The organism is Enterococcus sp. R12 (assembly GCF_058135755.1).
Genome location: NZ_CM176874.1, coordinates 1,355,119 through 1,373,840 on the forward strand (window position 1 = coordinate 1,355,119; position 18,722 = coordinate 1,373,840).

An 18,722-nucleotide genomic window follows, 5' to 3' on the forward strand; every position below is an offset into this window, starting at 1 on the left:
AGGGGTGCCTAGATGAAATCATTTACTGTTCTAGCGACTGTCTCGAAAATCAAACTGGCTGCCGCTGCATTAGGGGTCTTTATCGTTATTTCTGTCTTGTATGCGGTCTTTGCTATCAATGGTGGCAATTCCTATGAAGTGTCCGGTCACTTTGACCCAGAAACAGGACAATATGTATTGACGATCGAATCGGAACAAGCCGCAGGCGAGACGCTTTTTTTGATGGCGAATCATGAAGCGCTGGTGTCATTAGAAATGTTTGAAATGCTTGAGCTGGAAGAAGCGACCTTGCATCCAGCTGAACAAGAGGGTGTTTATGGTGTGGCAATCGAAGTGGCGCCTACGGAAGAAACATTGTCCTTGGCATTACCGGTCACTTTAGGAGAAGAAGAAGCCATCGAATTTGTTCTAAAGCGGGGAAACCGTACGCTGCAAAAAATCGCTCCGCCTTCTCTCGAGGAACGACAAGTCTTGCGAGTTGAAGCCGATCAGGCTGTAGAAGAAGCAGCTTTGCTTGACGTTCAGCAGCAGGAAACCAATGAGTCCGTAGAAGTCGAATTACTGACCGAACGGGCGACACAAGGAGAGCGTGCCGAAGTTTCGGACTATCAAGAGCTGCGGGCTGCTTTCAGTAATTCCATGATTTCTGAAATCGTGTTTCTCGCAGACATTACCGCTGAGTATACGAATGAGACTAACAATCGATTAGCTGCGTTGAATCGGTCGGTGTCCATCGATGGGAACGGCTTTACCCTGACCACACCGAAGCGTTTCAACACGAACGGGACACCAAACTATGGCACGAATCCTACTGGACGTTTCTTTGAACTGACGACTACCCATGATCGTCAGCCAGCGGTCTTTGAGTTAAAAAATATGACGATCGATTTTCAGGGAAACAATCTAGGATTAAACGCGTTGATCTATCAACAATCCTTGGCAGCTTCAGCTTTTTGGACGGTCAAAATAGAAAATATCGAGGCAAAAAGTGGTGTGCTAGAGGGAAGTACGGGCAATAATTTCCTTTATTTGCAGCAAGGAAATCTCGAGATTCGCGGAACGTTCCATTGGGTGGCTCACAGGAATTCAGCCGCGGGCAATAGTTCAGATACTGGCAGCTTTAATGTCAAAAGTGTCTTGATCACGGATGGGGCGGATGTCAAGATCTCAAATACTCGGCCGATTTTTCGGCTTCGGCCAGATAACAATAATATTTCAACCTCGTTTCGAGTCAATAAGAGTTCTAAAGTAGACCTCTACAGTGTCCAGAGCCAAGCAATTTGGGCAAATCTTGAAGGACGTACTAACGAGGTGATCTTTGAAGTCGATGGAGAAGGTACCGTCTTAAATGCTTCGTCACAAATGGACTTAGCGGGAGCAAACGGCGCAATCATTTCCTTGATTGGACAACGGGATGAGGGGAATAACAAGTTTTCTCGTACGATTATTTCTGGCGGAGCGGTCGTAAACTCGTATTCTAGAGCCCCCAGTCCCACGAATGGTGTACCGAAAGGAACCGCTGCTTTTGTCAATCAAATTTCCAAAGCTTTAAGAGACACCGAACTCGGTGGCAATGTGACGGTAACTGGGGAAGGGTCGCAGTTTAATTTGTTTGGCGATGGTCAAAATCATGACTATGCTTCTGTCATGCGGTTTCGCTTAGTAGGGGAGCAGACCTTTGTGCTTGCCGACCAAGGGAGAATGAATATCGTCAAATACCATGGAAATTCGGCTGCAGTGCGGATGTATGGTCGAAATAACGAGTTCTATGTGGAGTCAGCCGGTCAGTTGAATATCTTTAATCATGCCGGTACCAGGACTGCGGCAGATGATGGCATCTATATTGATGAAACAGGCTTTGCCGTATTCGATCAATACAATGATGAAGAACGAGAATTTGACCCATCTGCTGCTTCCACCATTACTGCCAGTAATGGCTCAGATACGGCCGGTCGGCAAGGCATTCAATTTCCCCTTGATGGAAGTGGAACCTCGGTCTTTAGTGCACAAGGTGAAAACAGTCGAATCCACATCTATGCACATCGTGGACCTGCTGTTTGGATGCAAGGCGGAGAAGCCGAGTTCTTAGCTGGAAAAGATGCGACCTTTCGAATGGAAGGTCGGACCCTAGGCGCAAATAATGGAATAATCAGTTCGGTTGCAAGAAGTAATTTTGTGATTGATGAACCACTGTTTTATGATTTTCGAAACAATCGACCCAATGGCGGACAAGCATTCTCAAACTCAAATCGCGATAGTACCTTTAGGTCTAATCGTGTCGGACTAGCGGTTTGGGAAAAACGCAACGGAGTGGATCTAAATGGTGACCCGGACAATTTCTGGAATCCATTGAGCTATCAATTAAGTGGTCAAAACTTTACACAGATCGTCAGCCCTCAGCCAGGAGAGCCTTTTTCAAATGAGTTCAACAGTACGACTTTTAGGGGCGGGAATGCCTACACGCGATTTTCTGCCAATAATTACCCGCCAATGATCCAGCACTTAGTGACCCCGACCAATGCCGACAAAACCTTTTATGCCAAAGCGGTCGTTCCGTATGAATATACAGGGGCGATTCGTGATGCCTGGGAAGGTGAGGTCTGGGTGGAAGTTGCTTTGAAGGACGAGGCAGGCAACCAGCTTGAAACGCAATGGCTTTCCTCTAAATCAAGTGTCGATGTTTTTGGTGAGGTGCATGATGGGGTAATCGCATGGACGCGGGACGACTTTTTCAAGACAGGTCAACGTTTTGAAGTGCTGCGTGCCCATCGGGGAGTAGACCCCACGATGGAGGATGTTGACGATTCGATTTTTATTCATGCAACAGAAGAGAGTATTGCCGCTTTGCCTGATGCGGTCGTCGTGGATGTACGACCACCGACGGGTCTGCAAGTGGCAGAGGATCAGGTCTTTAATGAACGGACGACAACAGTTTCGGGGATCATGGATTTTCATTCTCCGCAAGACGACCAGCCAAAAGAGCGAGTCGCCATTTATGCGAGTACCGCGCAAGGATTGATCCGTGATGCTTCAGGTGACCCATATGTCATTACCCTTGATGCCGAACAAGGCAACGCCGTGCCATGGCAGTATCAATTACCACGTCGTCTTGATCCTGAAGAGGATGTGTATATCGAATTTTACGCGAAAGATTTTGCAAATGATCGTTACGACGATTTCGTAGGAACGTTACCAGATACGACAACGACGGAACCAAATGGTCAGTTGGGGAGTACGAATCCGTCCGCCAGCGATTACGAGGACTATTTAGGGTATCGTGATGCCATTGGCGATGATCGTTTCCCACCAGCGCTCTCCTTTGAAGTCACCAGTATTCGACCTTCTGACCCATCGATTACGTTGCGAGTACCGCAAAGCTTTGATCGTGATGAAGAAGGCAATCCGATTATCACCGTCGGCAATCAATTGATCTTGCGGACGATCGTAGAAAGCAACGATGCGCGAAATTCTGGGAAAGACGATATTGAAAATGCTGTCGTGACGCTAGATATCTCGCCGAATTTATTGACATTCTTAAATGTCGATGCGCTCGTGTATGAAGACAATGTCGCCTCGGCTAGTCTTTCTGGCGATCGTATCACGATCCACTTAGAACGCCCGATCGCACCAGGAGATCGCATAGAATGGAACTTGACTGCTCGGGTGGATGAACAGGCAGCTGCTGGGAACGGTCTGACCCCAGTAACGATCAACGGTAGAGTTTCGGGGAATCAGCCAGAAACGGAAAACATTCTGGTAGGGGAAGACAGTCTCACGCTGCAGACAGGTACACGCGCTGTTACTGGTGAGTTGATCAACCTTGCTGTTCATAACAATCAGCTGCAGATTTTTTATTCCAATCTTAGTACCTTTGACGTCTATATGGATGGCACCTTTTATCGAACATACAACGTGCAGCAAAGACCCGTCACGGATTCTGTCACCCTTGATATTCCTGTCCATGACATCCGTAATATGATCTCTGTGCGCTACAAAGACGAAAATGGCGCAGACCGTGTTTCTTATTGGAACAATATCTGGGACTTTATCGATTAAACGTGAACAACCTGTTTTAAAAGCTAGAAGAACAGTCTTTCACTGCTGGATCCGCTTGTTGCTGACCGAATTGCCTTGGTCAACAACGTGGGGATCTATGTAGGAAAGGCTGTTTTTTAGTGGGGAAATGACTGGAGGAAAAGCAGAAAGCAGGGTTTTTGTTTCGCAGGTTTTTTCGTGCTAGACTAAAAAGCAGAAGCACGTGAAGCAACAGCAAAACGAAGGGAACAAAGAAAGGACGTGCCGCAATGGCAACAACAGCCAAAGAAACCAAAGTACATGATGTATTTGAATCGATCGCTTCCCGTTATGATCGAATGAACGGTATTATCTCCTTTCAGCTGCACAAACGGTGGCGCAAGGACACCATGAAACGAATGGCAGTACCATTAGGTGCTGAGATACTAGATTTATGCTGCGGTACCGGGGATTGGGCGTTTGCGTTGAATGAAGCGGTCGGTTCGACGGGGCAAGTGACTGGCGTTGATTTTAGCGAAGAGATGTTAACGGTTGCCAAAGAAAAGGCCCAGAAAAAGCAACAAACGCAGATCCAGTGGCAGACTGGCAATGCGATGGCATTAAGCTTTCCAGATGAGCACTTTGATTATGTGACGATCGGGTTCGGGTTGAGAAATGTCGCGGATCGCCAACAAGTCTTGGCGGAGATCCATCGGGTGCTGCGCCCAGGCGGGAAAATCGTTTGTCTCGAAACATCACAGCCCACACTGATCGGCTGGCGGCAACTGTTTACTTTTTATTTTCACCATGTCATGCCGTTATTTGGCAAACTGTTCGCCAAAAGCTATCAAGAATACTCCTGGCTGCAGGAGTCTGCACGGGATTTTCCTGACAAGGAGGCATTGAAACGAGAATTTCAGGCAGCTGGCTTTGATTTGTTGCAAGTCAAAAGCTATGCAGGAGGTGCGGCGGCGATGCATCTAGGGGCCAAACCCTAAGATTTCTTTCCCTTTGTGCGAGAAAAAACGAAAAAATGAAAGAGACCATCATGCCCTTCATGGCTTGATGGTCTCTTTGCGTTGAGCAATTCAGAGAGTGATTGTTATTTTTTCTTTTGGTTTAAAACAATATTGGTGTATAACCCAATAGTCACCACGTAATAAATGGCGTAGAGGGCGATAAAGATACCAAAAGGTAGCCATAGGTCATGGTATGGATCGATCATCAAGGTGGTGAACATTTTTAGACCGAACAAGACATGGATCATTCCTAAGATACCAGGAACTAGGAAGAGCACGCCGATCTCTTTGCGGATCGAGCTTTTCAGTAAACGCGTGCGGGTACCGATTTTTTTCAACATCGTGTAACGTTGAATGTCGCTGTTTGCCCCTGAAAGAATTTTGAACATCAGGCAGCTAGCTAACATCGTCAAGAAGGCGATACCCAGGAAGAAGCCCATAAATTCAAAACCAGAGAAAATCCCGTTATAGCTGTCGTAAGCGAAGACCCGTTGTGAGAAATTCATATCGGCAGTTTCTGAAGAATTTGCGTCTTGATTTGCTTGCGCCAAATCACGCAGCCCATCGTAGCTTGCTTGGAAGTCTTTGACTTGTACCATTCGCAAGCTGGTTTCCGATGCATTGACCGCATCAAAAGCGGTTTGATCCACGACTTGGATCTCCTTACCTCGTTGTTCTGGTAAGAGGTAGCTACGCAATTGATCTTGGGCGGTCACATCAGAAGCCAATTGATCGCCAGTCAGCTTGTTGTAAGTAACATCGACACTCAACTGATCCATACTGGAGCTGAGCAAGTTGTTTTCATTGAATTGTTCCTTCACGTAATAAATGGTGTCATCCGTTTCTTTCATGCTGTAGGTCACATCAAGGGTCGGGTGTAACGCGTTGACTTTTTCGTCAGAGGCGTTTTGGGCATTGTTCAAATACAAGTCATAAGGGGCAATAGTTTTTGCTAAGATAGGGATCTCGTTTTTAAAGCCAAGACCAACCGTCAAGGCACCTAATGCTAGAGCAAAAAGCATCGCCACCATCGAAAGCATCTGGGTATACTCACGAATCCGAAAGCTTAATTGCGACAAGGTGAAATTGTTTAACTTTTTCAACGCGATCGTATCATTCTTCTTTAATAGAGATAAAAGAGCGATGATCACCGAACGAAAGACGAGGTATGTGCCAAGAACGATCGTGACAAGGGCGATGCCGATCCCGATCAATTGGAAGGTCATCAAATCGCTCATCATATAATAGCCGATGGCTAAGGAACAAAGACCTAAAATGGTTTGCAAGAAGAGTAAGAATGGTCGTTGTTTGACTTGTGCCGGCGTGCTTGTTTCTCGTAATAATGCTAAAATAGATTTTTTGGCAATTGCCCGTGCATTGAAGATGGCAGCAATCAAAAAGAGAACCGAGAAGAAGACGACGGTTACGATCAATGCCTCGGGACTAAATGCTGCATAATGGGTGATCTGCAAGTTTAATTGATTGACTAGCAAAGTATTGACACCACTTGCTAAGCCGATCCCTAAGATCGAGCCGACAGCGGTGGCAACGATACCTACCATAAAGGTTTCGATAAAAATCATTTGGGCGATCTTTCGTCCTTTGGCTCCTAACATCATAAACATGGCATAGTCCTTTTGGCGCATCGCCATCAAGAAAGAATTCGCGTATAAGATGTAGGCAAAGGTAATGATCCCTAAGAGGACCGAGCCAAAACGAAAGACGAAGACCACCATACTGATGATCGAGTTGCTTTTTAAAAAGGCTTCATTGCTCGCCATTGATTCGAACATATAAAAGATGGCTGAAGCCATGACTAAACCAGAAAAGAGGACGATATAATCCTTCAACCGAGCTTTGATCCCGGTAAGTGATAGTTTCCAAAGCATGTGTTCTTCCTCCTTATTGTTCCAAGTTTCCTAGAATGACAAGGATCTGGCGGTAAAATGCTTCGCGGCTTTGATCCTCACGTTTGACTTCTTGATGGATCTTTCCGTCCTTGATAAATAAAATACGTTGGCAATAGCTGGCAGAAAGGGGATCATGAGTGACCAATAAAATCGACACTTGGTCATTGGTATTCAAGTCGTCCATCATATTCAATAAATCTTTCGCACTTTTTGAATCCAAGGCACCTGTCGGTTCATCCGCAAAAAGGATCGTTGGTTCCGTGATCAAGGCTCGCGCGGCTGCCACCCGTTGCTTTTGTCCACCAGAGATCGCTGCTGGATATTTGTCGAGAATATGTGTGATGGACAAGCGTTCTGCGACTTGTTTGATCCGTTGTTGGATGATTTTTGGTTTGACTCCTTGTAAAGACAACGGCACAGCGATGTTTTCTGAAGCCGTTAAGTTTTCTAATAGATTGAAGTCTTGGAAAATAAAGCCGATTTCACGGCTGCGGAAATCTGCCAAGGCATCGCCTTTTAGTTTGGTGATATTGCTATTGTTGATGCGAATGGCACCTTTTGTCGGATGATCCAACGTTGAAAGAATGTTGAGTAGGGTGGATTTCCCTGAACCAGAAGCCCCCATGATCCCAATGAATTCGCCTTTTTCAATATCAAAGCTGATGCCTTTTAAGGCTTCGGTTTGTTTTTCGTTGGCTTTTCCGTATACTTTGGTCAGTTCATTTGCTTGAATAATTTTTTCCATCGTTGCGTTACGCTCCTTTTAATTGGGTTAATGCTTTGGCTGGGATGTCTTTTTCTTTGACCTCTTCATAGCCAGTTACCCCTTTTTTTTCGTTCCAAGTAAGCTTCAAATAGGCTTCTTTGCGCAATGGTCGTTCTTGGAAACCGTTGAAATCAAGGGTTTTGCTTTTGCCGTTCTCATCATACCCTGGCAATTCGTAATGGTATTGCGTATAGACATTCCCATTGTCATCCTTAGAATTCGTCTTTTCACCATCTGTGGTGATTTGGACATAGTAGCTGTCGCCGCCCATGATGACGGTTTGTGCGACTTGCAATGCGCCGAACCCTATGAGGAGGAGCGCTGCAAGTCCAATCAGAAGTTTTTTCATCTATCGGTCACCTCATTTTTTATTATGATGAAAGTATAACGCTGGTTTTCTGAAAAGTAGTGTGAAAAATCTATCAATAAACTTTCAATTTTGTCACGACAAACGAACAAAAAACGTTTCTAAAGGGTGAAGGTCACCGATTAGAAACGTTTTTTGCGTAGGGCTTTTCAATTGTATTTTTTGCGAAATAGTTCAACGATTAGTTGGCCCTCGTCATACATAATGGCGGCTTCGTCGATCATTAATCCTAATAGATAGTAATCTTTTTCTTCATGGATCGTTTGATGACCGCCTAACAGCTCCACATAATAATTTTCTAACGTGCTATCTCTTGGTGTGTTGAGCATGTCGATAAAATGTTCTAAATCAGAGGGCTGCTCTGGAAATTGACCTTGCACAACTGCTTTAAACCCCTCTGCTTCAAAGGCCATCTCACTTATTATCTTTTGACAGTCATGGGACAAAAAGTAGGTGACCACTTCATCGACGATTCGCCGTGCCCGTTCTTTTTCAATCATTTTCTTCTCCGCCTTCTGATTTGCTGGTATTCATCTAACAATGGTACCATTGCTGCCGCGACAAATCCACTGGAAAAGCCATTATTGTATAAGTTCAATCCTCCATGTAAATAGGTGATATTTGTGACCAAGGCTGCATGGACCACCCCAGCGATTACGCCAGCAACTGGACCATAATACCCACTGATGGGGGCTAGACTGGTGCCGAAGATCGCTGTCAGCAATAAACTGAAGGTCGAGACATCAGAGGTCAAACCGACCTTGGTTGCTAAAACCACCCCAATCATGACAGGCAAACTATTTCTCCAGTGATTCCCGAATGCACTGAAGCCTATCACGGTCAATATTGCGCCTAAAAGGGGACCAGATAGTTCCCCTTGTAAGAAGAAGACAAAGAACAGCATCAACATCCCCATCATCGCCATGTTCATCATCGTGACCCCAAGGGAAAAAATCGTGACATAGTCCGTCATTAATTTCCCTGACGTTTGAAAAAGCTCAGGCAAGCCTTTGAGGGATCGCTGATTTAGAAGATACCCGATAAGAAACATAGCAAGACAAAGAATGAGCAAGAACCCAGTCAGGTAATAGTGATAATCTGTCGTCAACTGTTTGTTTGAATAGACTTCCAAGTCGAACAGGCGTAAAAAACTCGTGAAAAACATAGTGATGATGCCAGCAGCAAACCCGATATTATACAAAGAAAAACCTTGGTGGAATTGTAAAAATTGAGCTGCTAGAGGAGGAAGCGCCAAACCGATCAATAGACCGATGCCATAACCAAAAGCGATCCCGACGGGTAAAGGCAACCCTAAACCGAATGCTAAGTAACTGATAACCGGCGAGGCGGCACTGCCAAATAAGGCAACCAGTGAATATTGTGTAGCGGGGCGTTGCTGTATGTAAGAGTATAAATAGACACCAAGTGGAATGGGAATCGAGTTAAAGATGTTTTTTCCAAAAAAAGAAAAGCCAGATATGGTAAAAAAAGCAGCGATCATTGGTCCACTAATAATCGTTCCTTGCTTTTTCGCAAGGAGGATACTGATCAATGTCAATAAGCCACTGTTTAAAAAGGCGCTTCCAAGATTGCCGATCGCAAAATAATCAGAAATCAAATTGCTGGGGGCATTTAAGATTGCCAGCGAGCCTTGCCACAAAGCTTGAGGAGGGGAAGCAACCAAGCCAATGAGGATCAAGACGATGCTATACGCCAAAAGCAAGCGCTGGGTTAAGAGCTGTGAGATAGGTGCAAAGGGTTTCGATTTTGTTTGTAAGAAAACTCGTTTATCTGCCATAGTTTCATTGAACGCTCCTTTTTTTCATAGTATCACACCTTTTAGCGACAAAAAAGTATTTTTTGACAGTTTTAAGTAGCGGGAGAACAAGGTAAATGAGAACCAAAAAAGGGAGAAAAAGAAAAATTTAAGAAAATGCGAATAAAAATAACGGCGATGTATCAAGGAGAATCGCCGTTTTTTCAATAATTTCATCAATCGGTGAAATTATTGACAGAAAGAATTTTACGAAAATTGTTATAATTTAGTTAATCTCGTTCAGATTTTCTAATAAAAAAGCCATTTTAAGATAAAAAAAACTGTTTGCTTGGTTTTTTTATTCGAAGATCGAGTGATCACTGAATCACGAGGAAGGGATTTAAATAAGGAGGAAGAGTATGAAGAAAACGAAGTTTGGCATGATTACTTTATTGGCAGCGCTTGTTTTAGGGGCTTGCGGACAAAGTAACGAAGGTGGAACAGGTTCGACAGATACACAAGAATCATCAACTGAGGCAGCTGGATTTGATATCAATGATTTGCAGCTTGCAGTTGAAAATAACGATGAAGTGATCGATGGGGGCGTCTTAGATGTTGCGGTAGTAACAGATACGCAATTCCAAGGGTTGTTTCAATGGGAGTTTTATCAAGATGCTTATGACCGTGACTTCATGTTACCAAGCCATGAATATTTGTTCCTACAAGACGAAGATTTCCGAATTGTGAATGGTGGACCAGCTGATTTAGAATTAGATGTCGATAACAACAAAGCAACGATCACTTTGCGTGAAGATTTGAAATGGTCTGACGGGGTCGATGTAACGGCTGAAGACGTGATTTTCTCTTATGAAGTCATCGGACATCAAGACTATGATGGCGTTCGTTACAACAATGATTTTACGAATATCGTTGGTATGGAAGAATACCACAGCGGCGAAGCTGATACGATCTCAGGGATCACAGCAGTCAGCGATAAAGTCGTTGAAATCGAGTTTAAAGAAATGCATCCAGGTATGCAGCAATCCGGTGGAGCGATCTGGCATTCTGCATTAGCGAAACATGCCTTTGAAGGCATTGAAGTGGCAGATATGCCTTCAAGTGATCCCGTTCGAACCAATCCAATCGGTTTTGGTCCATACAAAATGAGTAATATCGTACCAGGTGAAACGGTGGAATATGTACCGAATGAACATTACTATGGCGATACACCAAACTTAGAAAAAATCGTGATGCGTAACGTCCCTTCGGCTTCAATCAATGAAGCGTTAAACGCGAAGCAATACGATTTAGTCTTAAAAATGCCAACAGATACCTTTGATACGTATCAAAACATGGATGGCTACCAAATGTTAGGTCGTCCAGAACAATCTTACACGTATCTTGGCTTTAATTTAGGTTCATGGAATGATGAAACAAACAGTGTTGATTTTGATCCAAATGCAAAAATGGCGAACAAAGCATTGCGTCAAGCAATGGGCTATGCCATCGACAATGATGCGATCGGTGAGCGTTTCTACCACGGCTTGCGTTCAAATGCTTCAACATTGATCCCACCTGTTTATGGTACGTTGCACAATAGCGATGCCGAAGGATACCACTTAGATATGGAGAAAGCAAACCAACTTCTAGATGACGCTGGCTTTATCGATGTGGATGGCGATGGCTTCCGGGAAGATCCAGATGGCAACAAATTGACCATCAACTTTGCGTCAATGTCTGGTGGGGAAGTTGCCCAACCATTGGCGGATTACTATGTTCAACAATGGCAAGAAATCGGTTTAGATGTTCAATATTCAACAGGTCGTTTGATCGATTTCCAAGCCTTCTACGACAAGCTGAAAAACGATGATCCAGATATCGATGTCTTCCAAGCTGCTTGGTCTACTGGTTCAGATCCATCACCAACCAGCTTATGGGGACCAAATTCAGCATTTAACTACACTCGTTTTGAGTCAGATGAAAATACTGAATTGTTAGCTGCGATCGATTCAATCGATTCCTTTGATGAAGCAACACGGAAGGCTGCTTTTGATGCATGGCAAGAATATGCGATTGAAGAAGCTTTTGCGATCCCAACGTTGTATCGGAATCAAATCTTACCGATCTCTGATCGTGTCGCAAACTTTACCTGGGCATTTGACGCCGATCATAACCCATGGGCAACCATCGGTGTGACTTCAGAATCTCGTTAATCGGTTAGTAAATTGCACAAATGAATCGGCAGCAGCATGCTCGTTGCTTTTGCCAAACAAAACCAGTTAGGATTAAAACCTAACTGGTTTTTTCTTGGTCCATGTAGACGGAAGAAGCAAGTCGAATGTTGAACCCTTCATTTCGAGCGGATGTTTCGTGGGCGGGTTGGAGTGACATTGACGAAAAAGCTGAGCTCCGTTGGAAGATCAGCTTTTTTTGTTAGATAACATTACATAAATGTCCATTTAATAAGCGGCTAAATCGCACGATTGGTAACAGCAGCAAGCAACTGTTGGAGATCGTTTTTATGGTTCTGGTAACCGGCTTGTTCAATAACGACTAAGGTGTTTTTTAGAATCTCTTTGTTCAACTGAGCGGATTGCAAATACGAGTATATTTCCTGATACAGCACTTGATGGATTTTTAAATAAAAATAGAGGGGTGTATTGGGTAGCGGTTCAGACAAGAGCAGAAACTTATTAAGTAGATAGGCATCTTTATTTTCGCTGGCAAAGGCACAGCCGTTTAAGATCACGACACTTAACAGATTTGCATAAAATGGATCATTGGCGTAGTGAAGGATTTTTTTGATCCCATGATCTAAGTAATAACTGATCGTTTCTTGGTCAAAAATAAATAACAAATTTGAGAATAAATTTAACTCAAAGCGCCCCCAGGTTTCGATATCAAACAAGTATTGCTTTACCAGTTCGACTTCTTGGGTGTAAGCTCCTTGATTCATCAGAAATGATTCACGGTTGAGCAGCAGCAATCCTTGAACATACAAAGAATAATAGAAAAAATTTTGTGTCTCAAAGTAGCGTTTTTCCAGGCTAGTCAAGTAGTCGAGAGTCAGTGTTCGCTCATAGTAACGGGTATAGAAATCTTGCACCAGCTGACGTTTCTGATCCGTGGCTTCGCTGTCGATCAACAGACTGAACTCATGAACCGTAATATTCATTTTGTCTAAGTAGTCAAACAGGGTTTGTGAAGAGAGGTTTGTTTTACGATTTTCGAATGAAGAAAGGGTAGTACGTGAGGAAATACCTTCGGCAAGCTTGGCTTGCGAGATTTTGCGATCTGTGCGCAGTTTTTTGATTAAAGAGCCTTGCTGTTTCATGGGGGACCTCCTTAATTGTGACGCATTTCTGAACAATGTGATTTTAATAACATGTTATCAAATATAATAAGGTATAGCAAATAATAAAGGAGGTAGTTTTTCATGGAATTTGAACCATTCGGCCCTTGGGAAATCAACCCATTTAAAAACTAGTACTGCCTTTTCTGCGAAACCTTATCGTTGACCTTTCAATGATAAGTCTTGTGACTGTTTCCTTTATGATAGGAACAGCATATTCCTCGCTCTCTGCGGTTTTTATCGCAGGATCGAGCAACATCTTGAAGAATCGAAAGGTTATTTGATTGCTTCCCCCTCTCAAAGACACCTTTTCGTTTGTGGAAGTCATGAAGCGCATGAATCGCTAAAAGCGGTCAGTCACATTGAATGTCTGTCATGCACCAGACCTTCCCCAATTCTTTGTGATTGATCGTTTTTTGTAAAGCATCATGCTTCTAGCTATGACCGTAATGTACGAAGATTACGGTTTTTTTTGTTGTGTGCTGTTGGATAAAATCTGCAAGAGTTGTCACAGAGGGTTTATACAGAAAAACCCCTCACTATCAGTAAGAAAACTACGAGCAAATAAGAGTGAAACGAAGCCGAAAACGAAAAAAGAAAAACGTTTGCAAAAAAAGTGTTGACATTTTTTCTCAGAATGAGTACTATTATCTCAACGGAACATGAGAGTGTTCTCATTACTGGATTCGTTACTGTTCGGCAGGCAAGACCAGAGGAAAAAAGTGCGTTGATTACCCAAAGTTTCTTGGGTTGTACACTTTTTTGCTTTGGTCTTCTTTTTTTGCTCCATTATTTCTAATAGCTAAAAAAAGAACCGGTTCCAAGGTAAGGTCCAGTCATTGATCAGCAAAGGAGGGGAGAAGTAAAACGCAATGAACTGCCAGCTAGGTTTGACGATAGCCTGCAGCACTGTCTGGAGCAGTCAATCACCTCGTCACTTAACGGCACATCAGAGAAAGAAAAAAATACAAGACCTTCTGCATAGACGTCAAAGGATGCAACGCTTTTTACGGGCTATGCTGATCAAGGAGGATCGTTCGTGAAGATTATCAAGAGGATCAACAACAATGTTGTACTTTCAAAAGAAGATGAAGTTGAAGTGATCCTAATGGGAAAAGGGATCGGCTTTCAAACGAAACCGGGTGACCCGATTCCAGCTGAGCGAATCGAAAAAAAATACTATCCAGAAGATGATTTGACAGTGGAACATATGTCGAAAGTCATGACAAAGGCTGACGAAAAACAAATGGCCGTCATTTATGAAATCGTGCGTCTTTTTCGGGATAGTGTTGGAACCGATTTCAATCCAAATGTTTATTTCACACTGATGGATCATATCTTGTTTGCCATCAGTCGTCAAAAGCAAGAAATTGTTTTGACCAATCCCATGCATTGGGAAATCAAGAAAATCTATGCCAAGGAATATGCGGTCAGTGTCCAAGCGGTCGAGTTGATCCGCAAAGAGCTGTATCCCGATTTTTCACAAGAAGAAGCTGCGTTTATCACTTTGCATTTCGTCAATGCGCAAATTGAAAAAAGCGCCAATCAAAGTGCTTATGAGCACACCGAGTTGACGAACAATATTTTACGGATCGTTAAGTACAGCATGAACATCGAGTTTGATGAGAATTCTTCCTACTTCCAACGGTTCGTAACCCACATTCGCTATTATTTAATTCGACAAAGTCAAGAAAAAGAAGAGCCAGTATTGGCAAATCCAATGATTGCCTTGGCCTTCAGCAGCTATCCAAAAGAAAAAGAAACCGCAGATTCGATCAAAGAATACTTATTTGAACAAAAGGGCTGGCATGTCAACGATATGGAATTGATGTATTTGATTCTGCATATCGGTAACTTAGCCGCTCACTCAAAATTAACCTAAGAATGGAAATGGATTCGTTACAGTTCGGCTGGCAAGACCTGCACTTTCTTACAATACTCGATGAGGAAACCCGTCACTCTTTTTTTGGAGGTCTCTCATGCTTGTTTATTGTAGAAATGGCTGGTCTTTTTATTTTTATTAAATGACCAATAAAAAAGGAGCAATCAAAATGGCAAAATATACTGAATTAGCGCAAGACATTTTGGCCCACGTTGGTGGCAAAGAAAATGTCTCATCTGTAAAACACTGTGTGACTCGCTTACGGTTCCACTTAAAAGACGAAAGCAAAGCGGACACTGATTATTTGCAAAAACGTGACGGTGTCGTGACCGTCGTCAAAGCAGGCGGACAATACCAAGTCGTTATCGGCAATCATGTGCCAGATGTTTATGATGAAGTGTTGAAAGTCGGCGGATTAGCCGATGGTGGCAGTCTTGATATCGATGAAGGCGACGGGCAAAAAGGCAGCTTGTTTGACCGCTTTATCGATGTTATCTCAAGCCTGTTCCAACCGTTCTTAGGCCCATTAGCGGCAGCCGGTATCTTAAAAGGGATCACGGCGTTGCTGGCAGCAACTGGGATGGAAGCGACCAATGGTATCTATGTAGTAATGAATACTTTAGGCGATGGTTTGTTCCAATACTTACCAATGATCTTAGCCGTCACTGCAGCGAAGAAATTCAAGATGAATACCTATACAGCATTAGCGATCGCAGGGGCGATGGTCTATCCTGGCTTAGCAGAAAGCGTGGCTGAAGCGAGCAAAGTCTTCGGTCTAACCTTGACCTTGCCAGCAGGCGGCTACTTTAACAGCGTACTGCCAATCATTTTAGCGATTTTTGTCGCTTCAAAAATTGAGCAGTTTATGCGCAAAGTCACACCTGACGTAGTCAAAATGTTTGTGGTTCCGTTTGTAACGATTTTGATCACCGTGCCGTTGACCTTCTTTGTGGTAGGTCCAGTCGCAAATACAGCCTCTAGCTGGATCGGTGTTGCTTTCCAAGCAGTGTACGATTTCAGCCCAATTATTTACGGCTTTGCTTTAGGGGCATTATGGCAAGTATTAGTTATGTTTGGTCTTCACTGGGGTCTTGTGCCATTGGCGATCATGGATATGGCGCAAAACGGCTCTTCGATTATTTTGACCGCAGCAGTGCTACCATGTTTCACGCAAACGGGGGTGTTAGCAGCGATTTGGTTGAAAACGAAAGAACCAAAAGTCAAACAAGGCGCAATGCCAGCATTGATCTCATCGATCTTCGGTGTGACTGAACCTGCGATCTATGGGTACACGTTGCCAATGAAAACACCATTTATCGTTTCTTGTTTAGTTTCAGGTTTCGTCGGTATCTACTTGTCAATCTTTAACGTCACTGGTTATGCAATGGGTGGTATGGGTATCTTCTTGTATCCTGCATATATTGATCCAGCAACAGGCAGCTTCCATAGTGTGATCCACTTGGCGATCGGTACAGTGATTGCAATCGTAGCGTCATTTATCATCATGATGTTGTTGAAAGTACCAACATTGTATACAACTGTTGATTCACCAGTCGACGGTCAAGCAACACCAGCAGCGCCAGCGCCAGAAGCAAAAACCGTTTCTGCCAGCGTCAAAGATGAAACAGTCAAAAGCCCAGTAACTGGTCAAGTGGTTGCTTTAGCAGATGTGGAAGACAAAGTCTTTTCTTCAGGTGCTATGGGAAAAGGGATCGCAGTTGAACCAGCTATCGGTGAAATCACTGCACCAGCAGATGCAGAAGTCAAAATCTTGTTTCCAACAAAACATGCCATCGGTTTAGTGACAGAAGATGGAACAGAACTATTGATCCACATTGGCATGAATACGGTAGAACTTGAAGGCAATCACTTTACTGCCTACATCAACCAAGGAGACAAAGTCAAAGCTGGTCAAAAATTGATTTCTTTTGATACAGAGGCGATTCGTGCGGAAGGCTATTCCTTGCTGACACCAGTCATCGTCACGAACTCTAACGACTACAGTGACATCCAAACGACACAGTCAAAAGAAGTAACAGCGCAGGACGATTTGATCGAAGTCGTAAAATAAATGCGTTTAACGGCACGTCGCAGGATCAGTAAGAATGCTTTCTTGCTGATCTGCTGTGTCGATCATTAAAGAAAAAGAAAGTAGGCTAATCATGACAGAAAAACAATTTCCAAAAGGCTTTTTATGGGGCGGCGCCACTGCAGCCAACCAATTTGAAGGAGCATGGAACGAAGGCGGACGTGGTCCAGCGACATCTGATACAGCGATCGCTGTCAAACCAGAAGACCGCAAAAACATGGCAGAATTTGCTGCACCAATGACACGGGAAAAAGTTTTGTTTGCCTTAAATGACAAAGAAGGCTTGTATCCAAAACGTTGGGGGTCAGATTTTTACCATCGCTACAAAGAAGACATCGCCTTGTATGCAGAGATGGGCTTCAAAACCTTCCGTCTGTCCATCGCTTGGTCAAGAATTTTTCCAAATGGTGACGATGCTCAGCCAAATGAAGAAGGCTTGCAATTTTATGACAATGTGTTTGATGAGTGTGCGAAATACGGGATCGAACCCTTAGTGACCCTCTCTCACTACGAAACACCTATCGGGATCGCGTTGAACTATGGGGGCTGGAAAAATCGCCAAGTGATCGATTTGTTCGTCAAATACGCAGAAACCGTGTTGACCCGCTACAAAGACAAAGTCAAATACTGGTTGACCTTCAATGAAATCAATATCATGGGGATCTCTGGCTATGTTGGTGGTGCCTTGTTATCCGAAGACGGCACACAAAACCTTTCTGACATGTATCAAGCCGTGCATCATCAATTTGTGGCTTCTAGCTTAGCAACAAAATTTGCCCACGAAATCAATCCTGACATCAAAGTAGGGATGATGTTGGCACGAATGCAAGCTTACCCAGCTACACCAAATCCAGCAGATGTGATGGAAGAAATCAAGCGTGACCACGAGAATCTCTTCTTCTCTGATGTCCAAGTTCGTGGGAAGTATCCCGCATATACGAAGCGCTTCTTTAAAGAAAACGGCATCGAAGTGACCTTCGAAGACGGCGATTTAGACCTTCTTGCGAAATACCCTGTCGACTTCATGTCCTTTTCTTACTACATGAGTTCTATTGCTCGCCACAATCCTGAAGAAGGCGGCGAAGCAACTGCTGGCAATTTTTCTTTAGGCGAATCAAACCCTTACTTGGAAGCCTCTGACTGGGGGTGGCAAATCGATCCAATCGGCTTGCGTGTGACTTTGAATAACTTGTACGACCGCTACCAAGTACCGTTGTTTATCGTTGAAAACGGCTTAGGTGCCTTGGATACAGTGGAAGAAGATGGTTCAATCCATGACAGTTATCGCATCGATTATTTGAAGGCGCATATCGAACAAATGTATGAAGCGATCGAAGATGGTGTGGAATTGATGGGCTATACGCCTTGGGGTTGTACCGACTTAGTTTCGGCTTCCACGTCAGAAATGTCGAAACGCTACGGCTTTGTCTATGTAGACGCGGATGATGAAGGAAACGGCAGCTTTGACCGTTCCCGCAAAGATAGTTTCTACTGGTACAAAGAAGTCATTGCCACCAATGGCGGTAGTTTGTTACAGGATTAAAAACTAAACCAAAGCGGCTCTCTT

General features: G+C 43.8%; 12 protein-coding genes. 6 read left to right on the plus strand and 6 right to left on the minus strand.

The genetic code is table 11. The features are described from left to right. The first annotated feature begins 12 nt into the window (after window positions 1-12). Together ACTW1R_RS06210 and ACTW1R_RS06215 are read left to right on the plus strand one after the other, a co-directional pair. On the plus strand, window positions 13-4,056 hold the full coding sequence (locus ACTW1R_RS06210) for a pectate lyase-like adhesive domain-containing protein (RefSeq protein WP_489927528.1): 4,044 nt from the start codon (window positions 13-15) through the stop codon (window positions 4,054-4,056). Window positions 4,057-4,304: 248 nt separating this feature from the next. Beyond that, complete coding sequence (locus ACTW1R_RS06215; RefSeq protein WP_375806333.1) at window positions 4,305-5,012, plus strand: demethylmenaquinone methyltransferase; 708 nt, start codon at window positions 4,305-4,307, stop codon at window positions 5,010-5,012. Between the two features lie 104 nt (window positions 5,013-5,116). Here the strand turns inward: ACTW1R_RS06215 and ACTW1R_RS06220 are convergent, their stop codons facing one another. The 5 genes from ACTW1R_RS06220 to ACTW1R_RS06240 form a co-directional block, all read right to left on the minus strand. After that, window positions 5,117-6,922, minus strand: coding sequence for an ABC transporter permease (locus tag ACTW1R_RS06220; RefSeq protein WP_144808463.1), 1,806 nt, complete (start codon window positions 6,920-6,922; stop codon window positions 5,117-5,119). A 13-nt stretch (window positions 6,923-6,935) separates the two neighbouring features. Then, complete coding sequence (locus ACTW1R_RS06225; RefSeq protein ID WP_270290479.1) at window positions 6,936-7,688, minus strand: ABC transporter ATP-binding protein; 753 nt, start codon at window positions 7,686-7,688, stop codon at window positions 6,936-6,938. 7 nt (window positions 7,689-7,695) lie between these two features. Beyond that, window positions 7,696-8,058 carry a YxeA family protein gene (locus tag ACTW1R_RS06230; protein WP_081116756.1) on the minus strand — a complete coding sequence of 121 codons (363 nt, stop codon included), beginning with the start codon at window positions 8,056-8,058 and terminating at the stop codon, window positions 7,696-7,698. Between the two features lie 167 nt (window positions 8,059-8,225). After that, complete coding sequence (locus ACTW1R_RS06235; RefSeq protein WP_005225673.1) at window positions 8,226-8,576, minus strand: hypothetical protein; 351 nt, start codon at window positions 8,574-8,576, stop codon at window positions 8,226-8,228. After that, window positions 8,573-9,874 (minus strand): DUF1576 domain-containing protein, encoded by a 1,302-nt coding sequence (locus ACTW1R_RS06240; RefSeq protein WP_128487511.1) that lies wholly within the window; start codon window positions 9,872-9,874, stop codon window positions 8,573-8,575. The genes ACTW1R_RS06235 and ACTW1R_RS06240 overlap by 4 nt, the downstream gene beginning before the upstream one ends. Window positions 9,875-10,251: 377 nt before the next feature. On the opposite strand from ACTW1R_RS06240, the gene ACTW1R_RS06245 reads away from it, so the two are divergent. Beyond that, window positions 10,252-12,045: an oligopeptide ABC transporter substrate-binding protein gene (locus ACTW1R_RS06245; RefSeq protein WP_123833837.1), complete on the plus strand. Its 1,794-nt coding sequence runs from the start codon at window positions 10,252-10,254 to the stop codon at window positions 12,043-12,045. Window positions 12,046-12,302: 257 nt separating this feature from the next. On the opposite strand, the gene ACTW1R_RS06250 is transcribed toward ACTW1R_RS06245, so the two are convergent. Next, window positions 12,303-13,166 (minus strand): helix-turn-helix domain-containing protein, encoded by an 864-nt coding sequence (locus ACTW1R_RS06250; RefSeq protein ID WP_123833838.1) that lies wholly within the window; start codon window positions 13,164-13,166, stop codon window positions 12,303-12,305. 1,057 nt (window positions 13,167-14,223) lie between these two features. Between ACTW1R_RS06250 and ACTW1R_RS06255 the strand changes: the two genes are divergently transcribed. The 3 genes from ACTW1R_RS06255 (at window position 14,224) to ACTW1R_RS06265 (ending at window position 18,698) form a co-directional block, all read left to right on the plus strand. Continuing rightward, complete coding sequence (locus ACTW1R_RS06255) at window positions 14,224-15,066, plus strand: PRD domain-containing protein (protein ID WP_005225677.1); 843 nt, start codon at window positions 14,224-14,226, stop codon at window positions 15,064-15,066. A 169-nt stretch (window positions 15,067-15,235) separates the two neighbouring features. Continuing rightward, a complete protein-coding gene (locus ACTW1R_RS06260; protein ID WP_010747921.1) occupies window positions 15,236-17,137 on the plus strand; it encodes a beta-glucoside-specific PTS transporter subunit IIABC in 1,902 nt (633 codons plus the stop codon). 91 nt (window positions 17,138-17,228) lie between these two features. Beyond that, window positions 17,229-18,698, plus strand: a complete 1,470-nt coding sequence (locus tag ACTW1R_RS06265) for a glycoside hydrolase family 1 protein (protein WP_413127469.1) — start codon at window positions 17,229-17,231, stop codon at window positions 18,696-18,698. The last annotated feature ends 24 nt before the right edge of the window (window positions 18,699-18,722 follow it).

Bases quoted from the DNA above. Each gene is read 5' to 3' on its own strand.
- ACTW1R_RS06215 (WP_375806333.1), top strand. From the start codon at position 4,305: ATGGCAACAACAGCCAAAGAAACCAAAGTACATGATGTATTTGAATCG.
- ACTW1R_RS06250 (WP_123833838.1), bottom strand. From the start codon at position 13,166: ATGAAACAGCAAGGCTCTTTAATCAAAAAACTGCGCACAGATCGCAAA.
- ACTW1R_RS06230 (WP_081116756.1), bottom strand. From the start codon at position 8,058: ATGAAAAAACTTCTGATTGGACTTGCAGCGCTCCTCCTCATAGGGTTC.
- ACTW1R_RS06225 (WP_270290479.1), bottom strand. From the start codon at position 7,688: ATGGAAAAAATTATTCAAGCAAATGAACTGACCAAAGTATACGGAAAA.
- ACTW1R_RS06240 (WP_128487511.1), bottom strand. From the start codon at position 9,874: ATGGCAGATAAACGAGTTTTCTTACAAACAAAATCGAAACCCTTTGCA.
- ACTW1R_RS06245 (WP_123833837.1), top strand. From the start codon at position 10,252: ATGAAGAAAACGAAGTTTGGCATGATTACTTTATTGGCAGCGCTTGTT.
- ACTW1R_RS06210 (WP_489927528.1), top strand. From the start codon at position 13: ATGAAATCATTTACTGTTCTAGCGACTGTCTCGAAAATCAAACTGGCT.
- ACTW1R_RS06260 (WP_010747921.1), top strand. From the start codon at position 15,236: ATGGCAAAATATACTGAATTAGCGCAAGACATTTTGGCCCACGTTGGT.
- ACTW1R_RS06235 (WP_005225673.1), bottom strand. From the start codon at position 8,576: ATGATTGAAAAAGAACGGGCACGGCGAATCGTCGATGAAGTGGTCACC.
- ACTW1R_RS06220 (WP_144808463.1), bottom strand. From the start codon at position 6,922: ATGCTTTGGAAACTATCACTTACCGGGATCAAAGCTCGGTTGAAGGAT.
- ACTW1R_RS06265 (WP_413127469.1), top strand. From the start codon at position 17,229: ATGACAGAAAAACAATTTCCAAAAGGCTTTTTATGGGGCGGCGCCACT.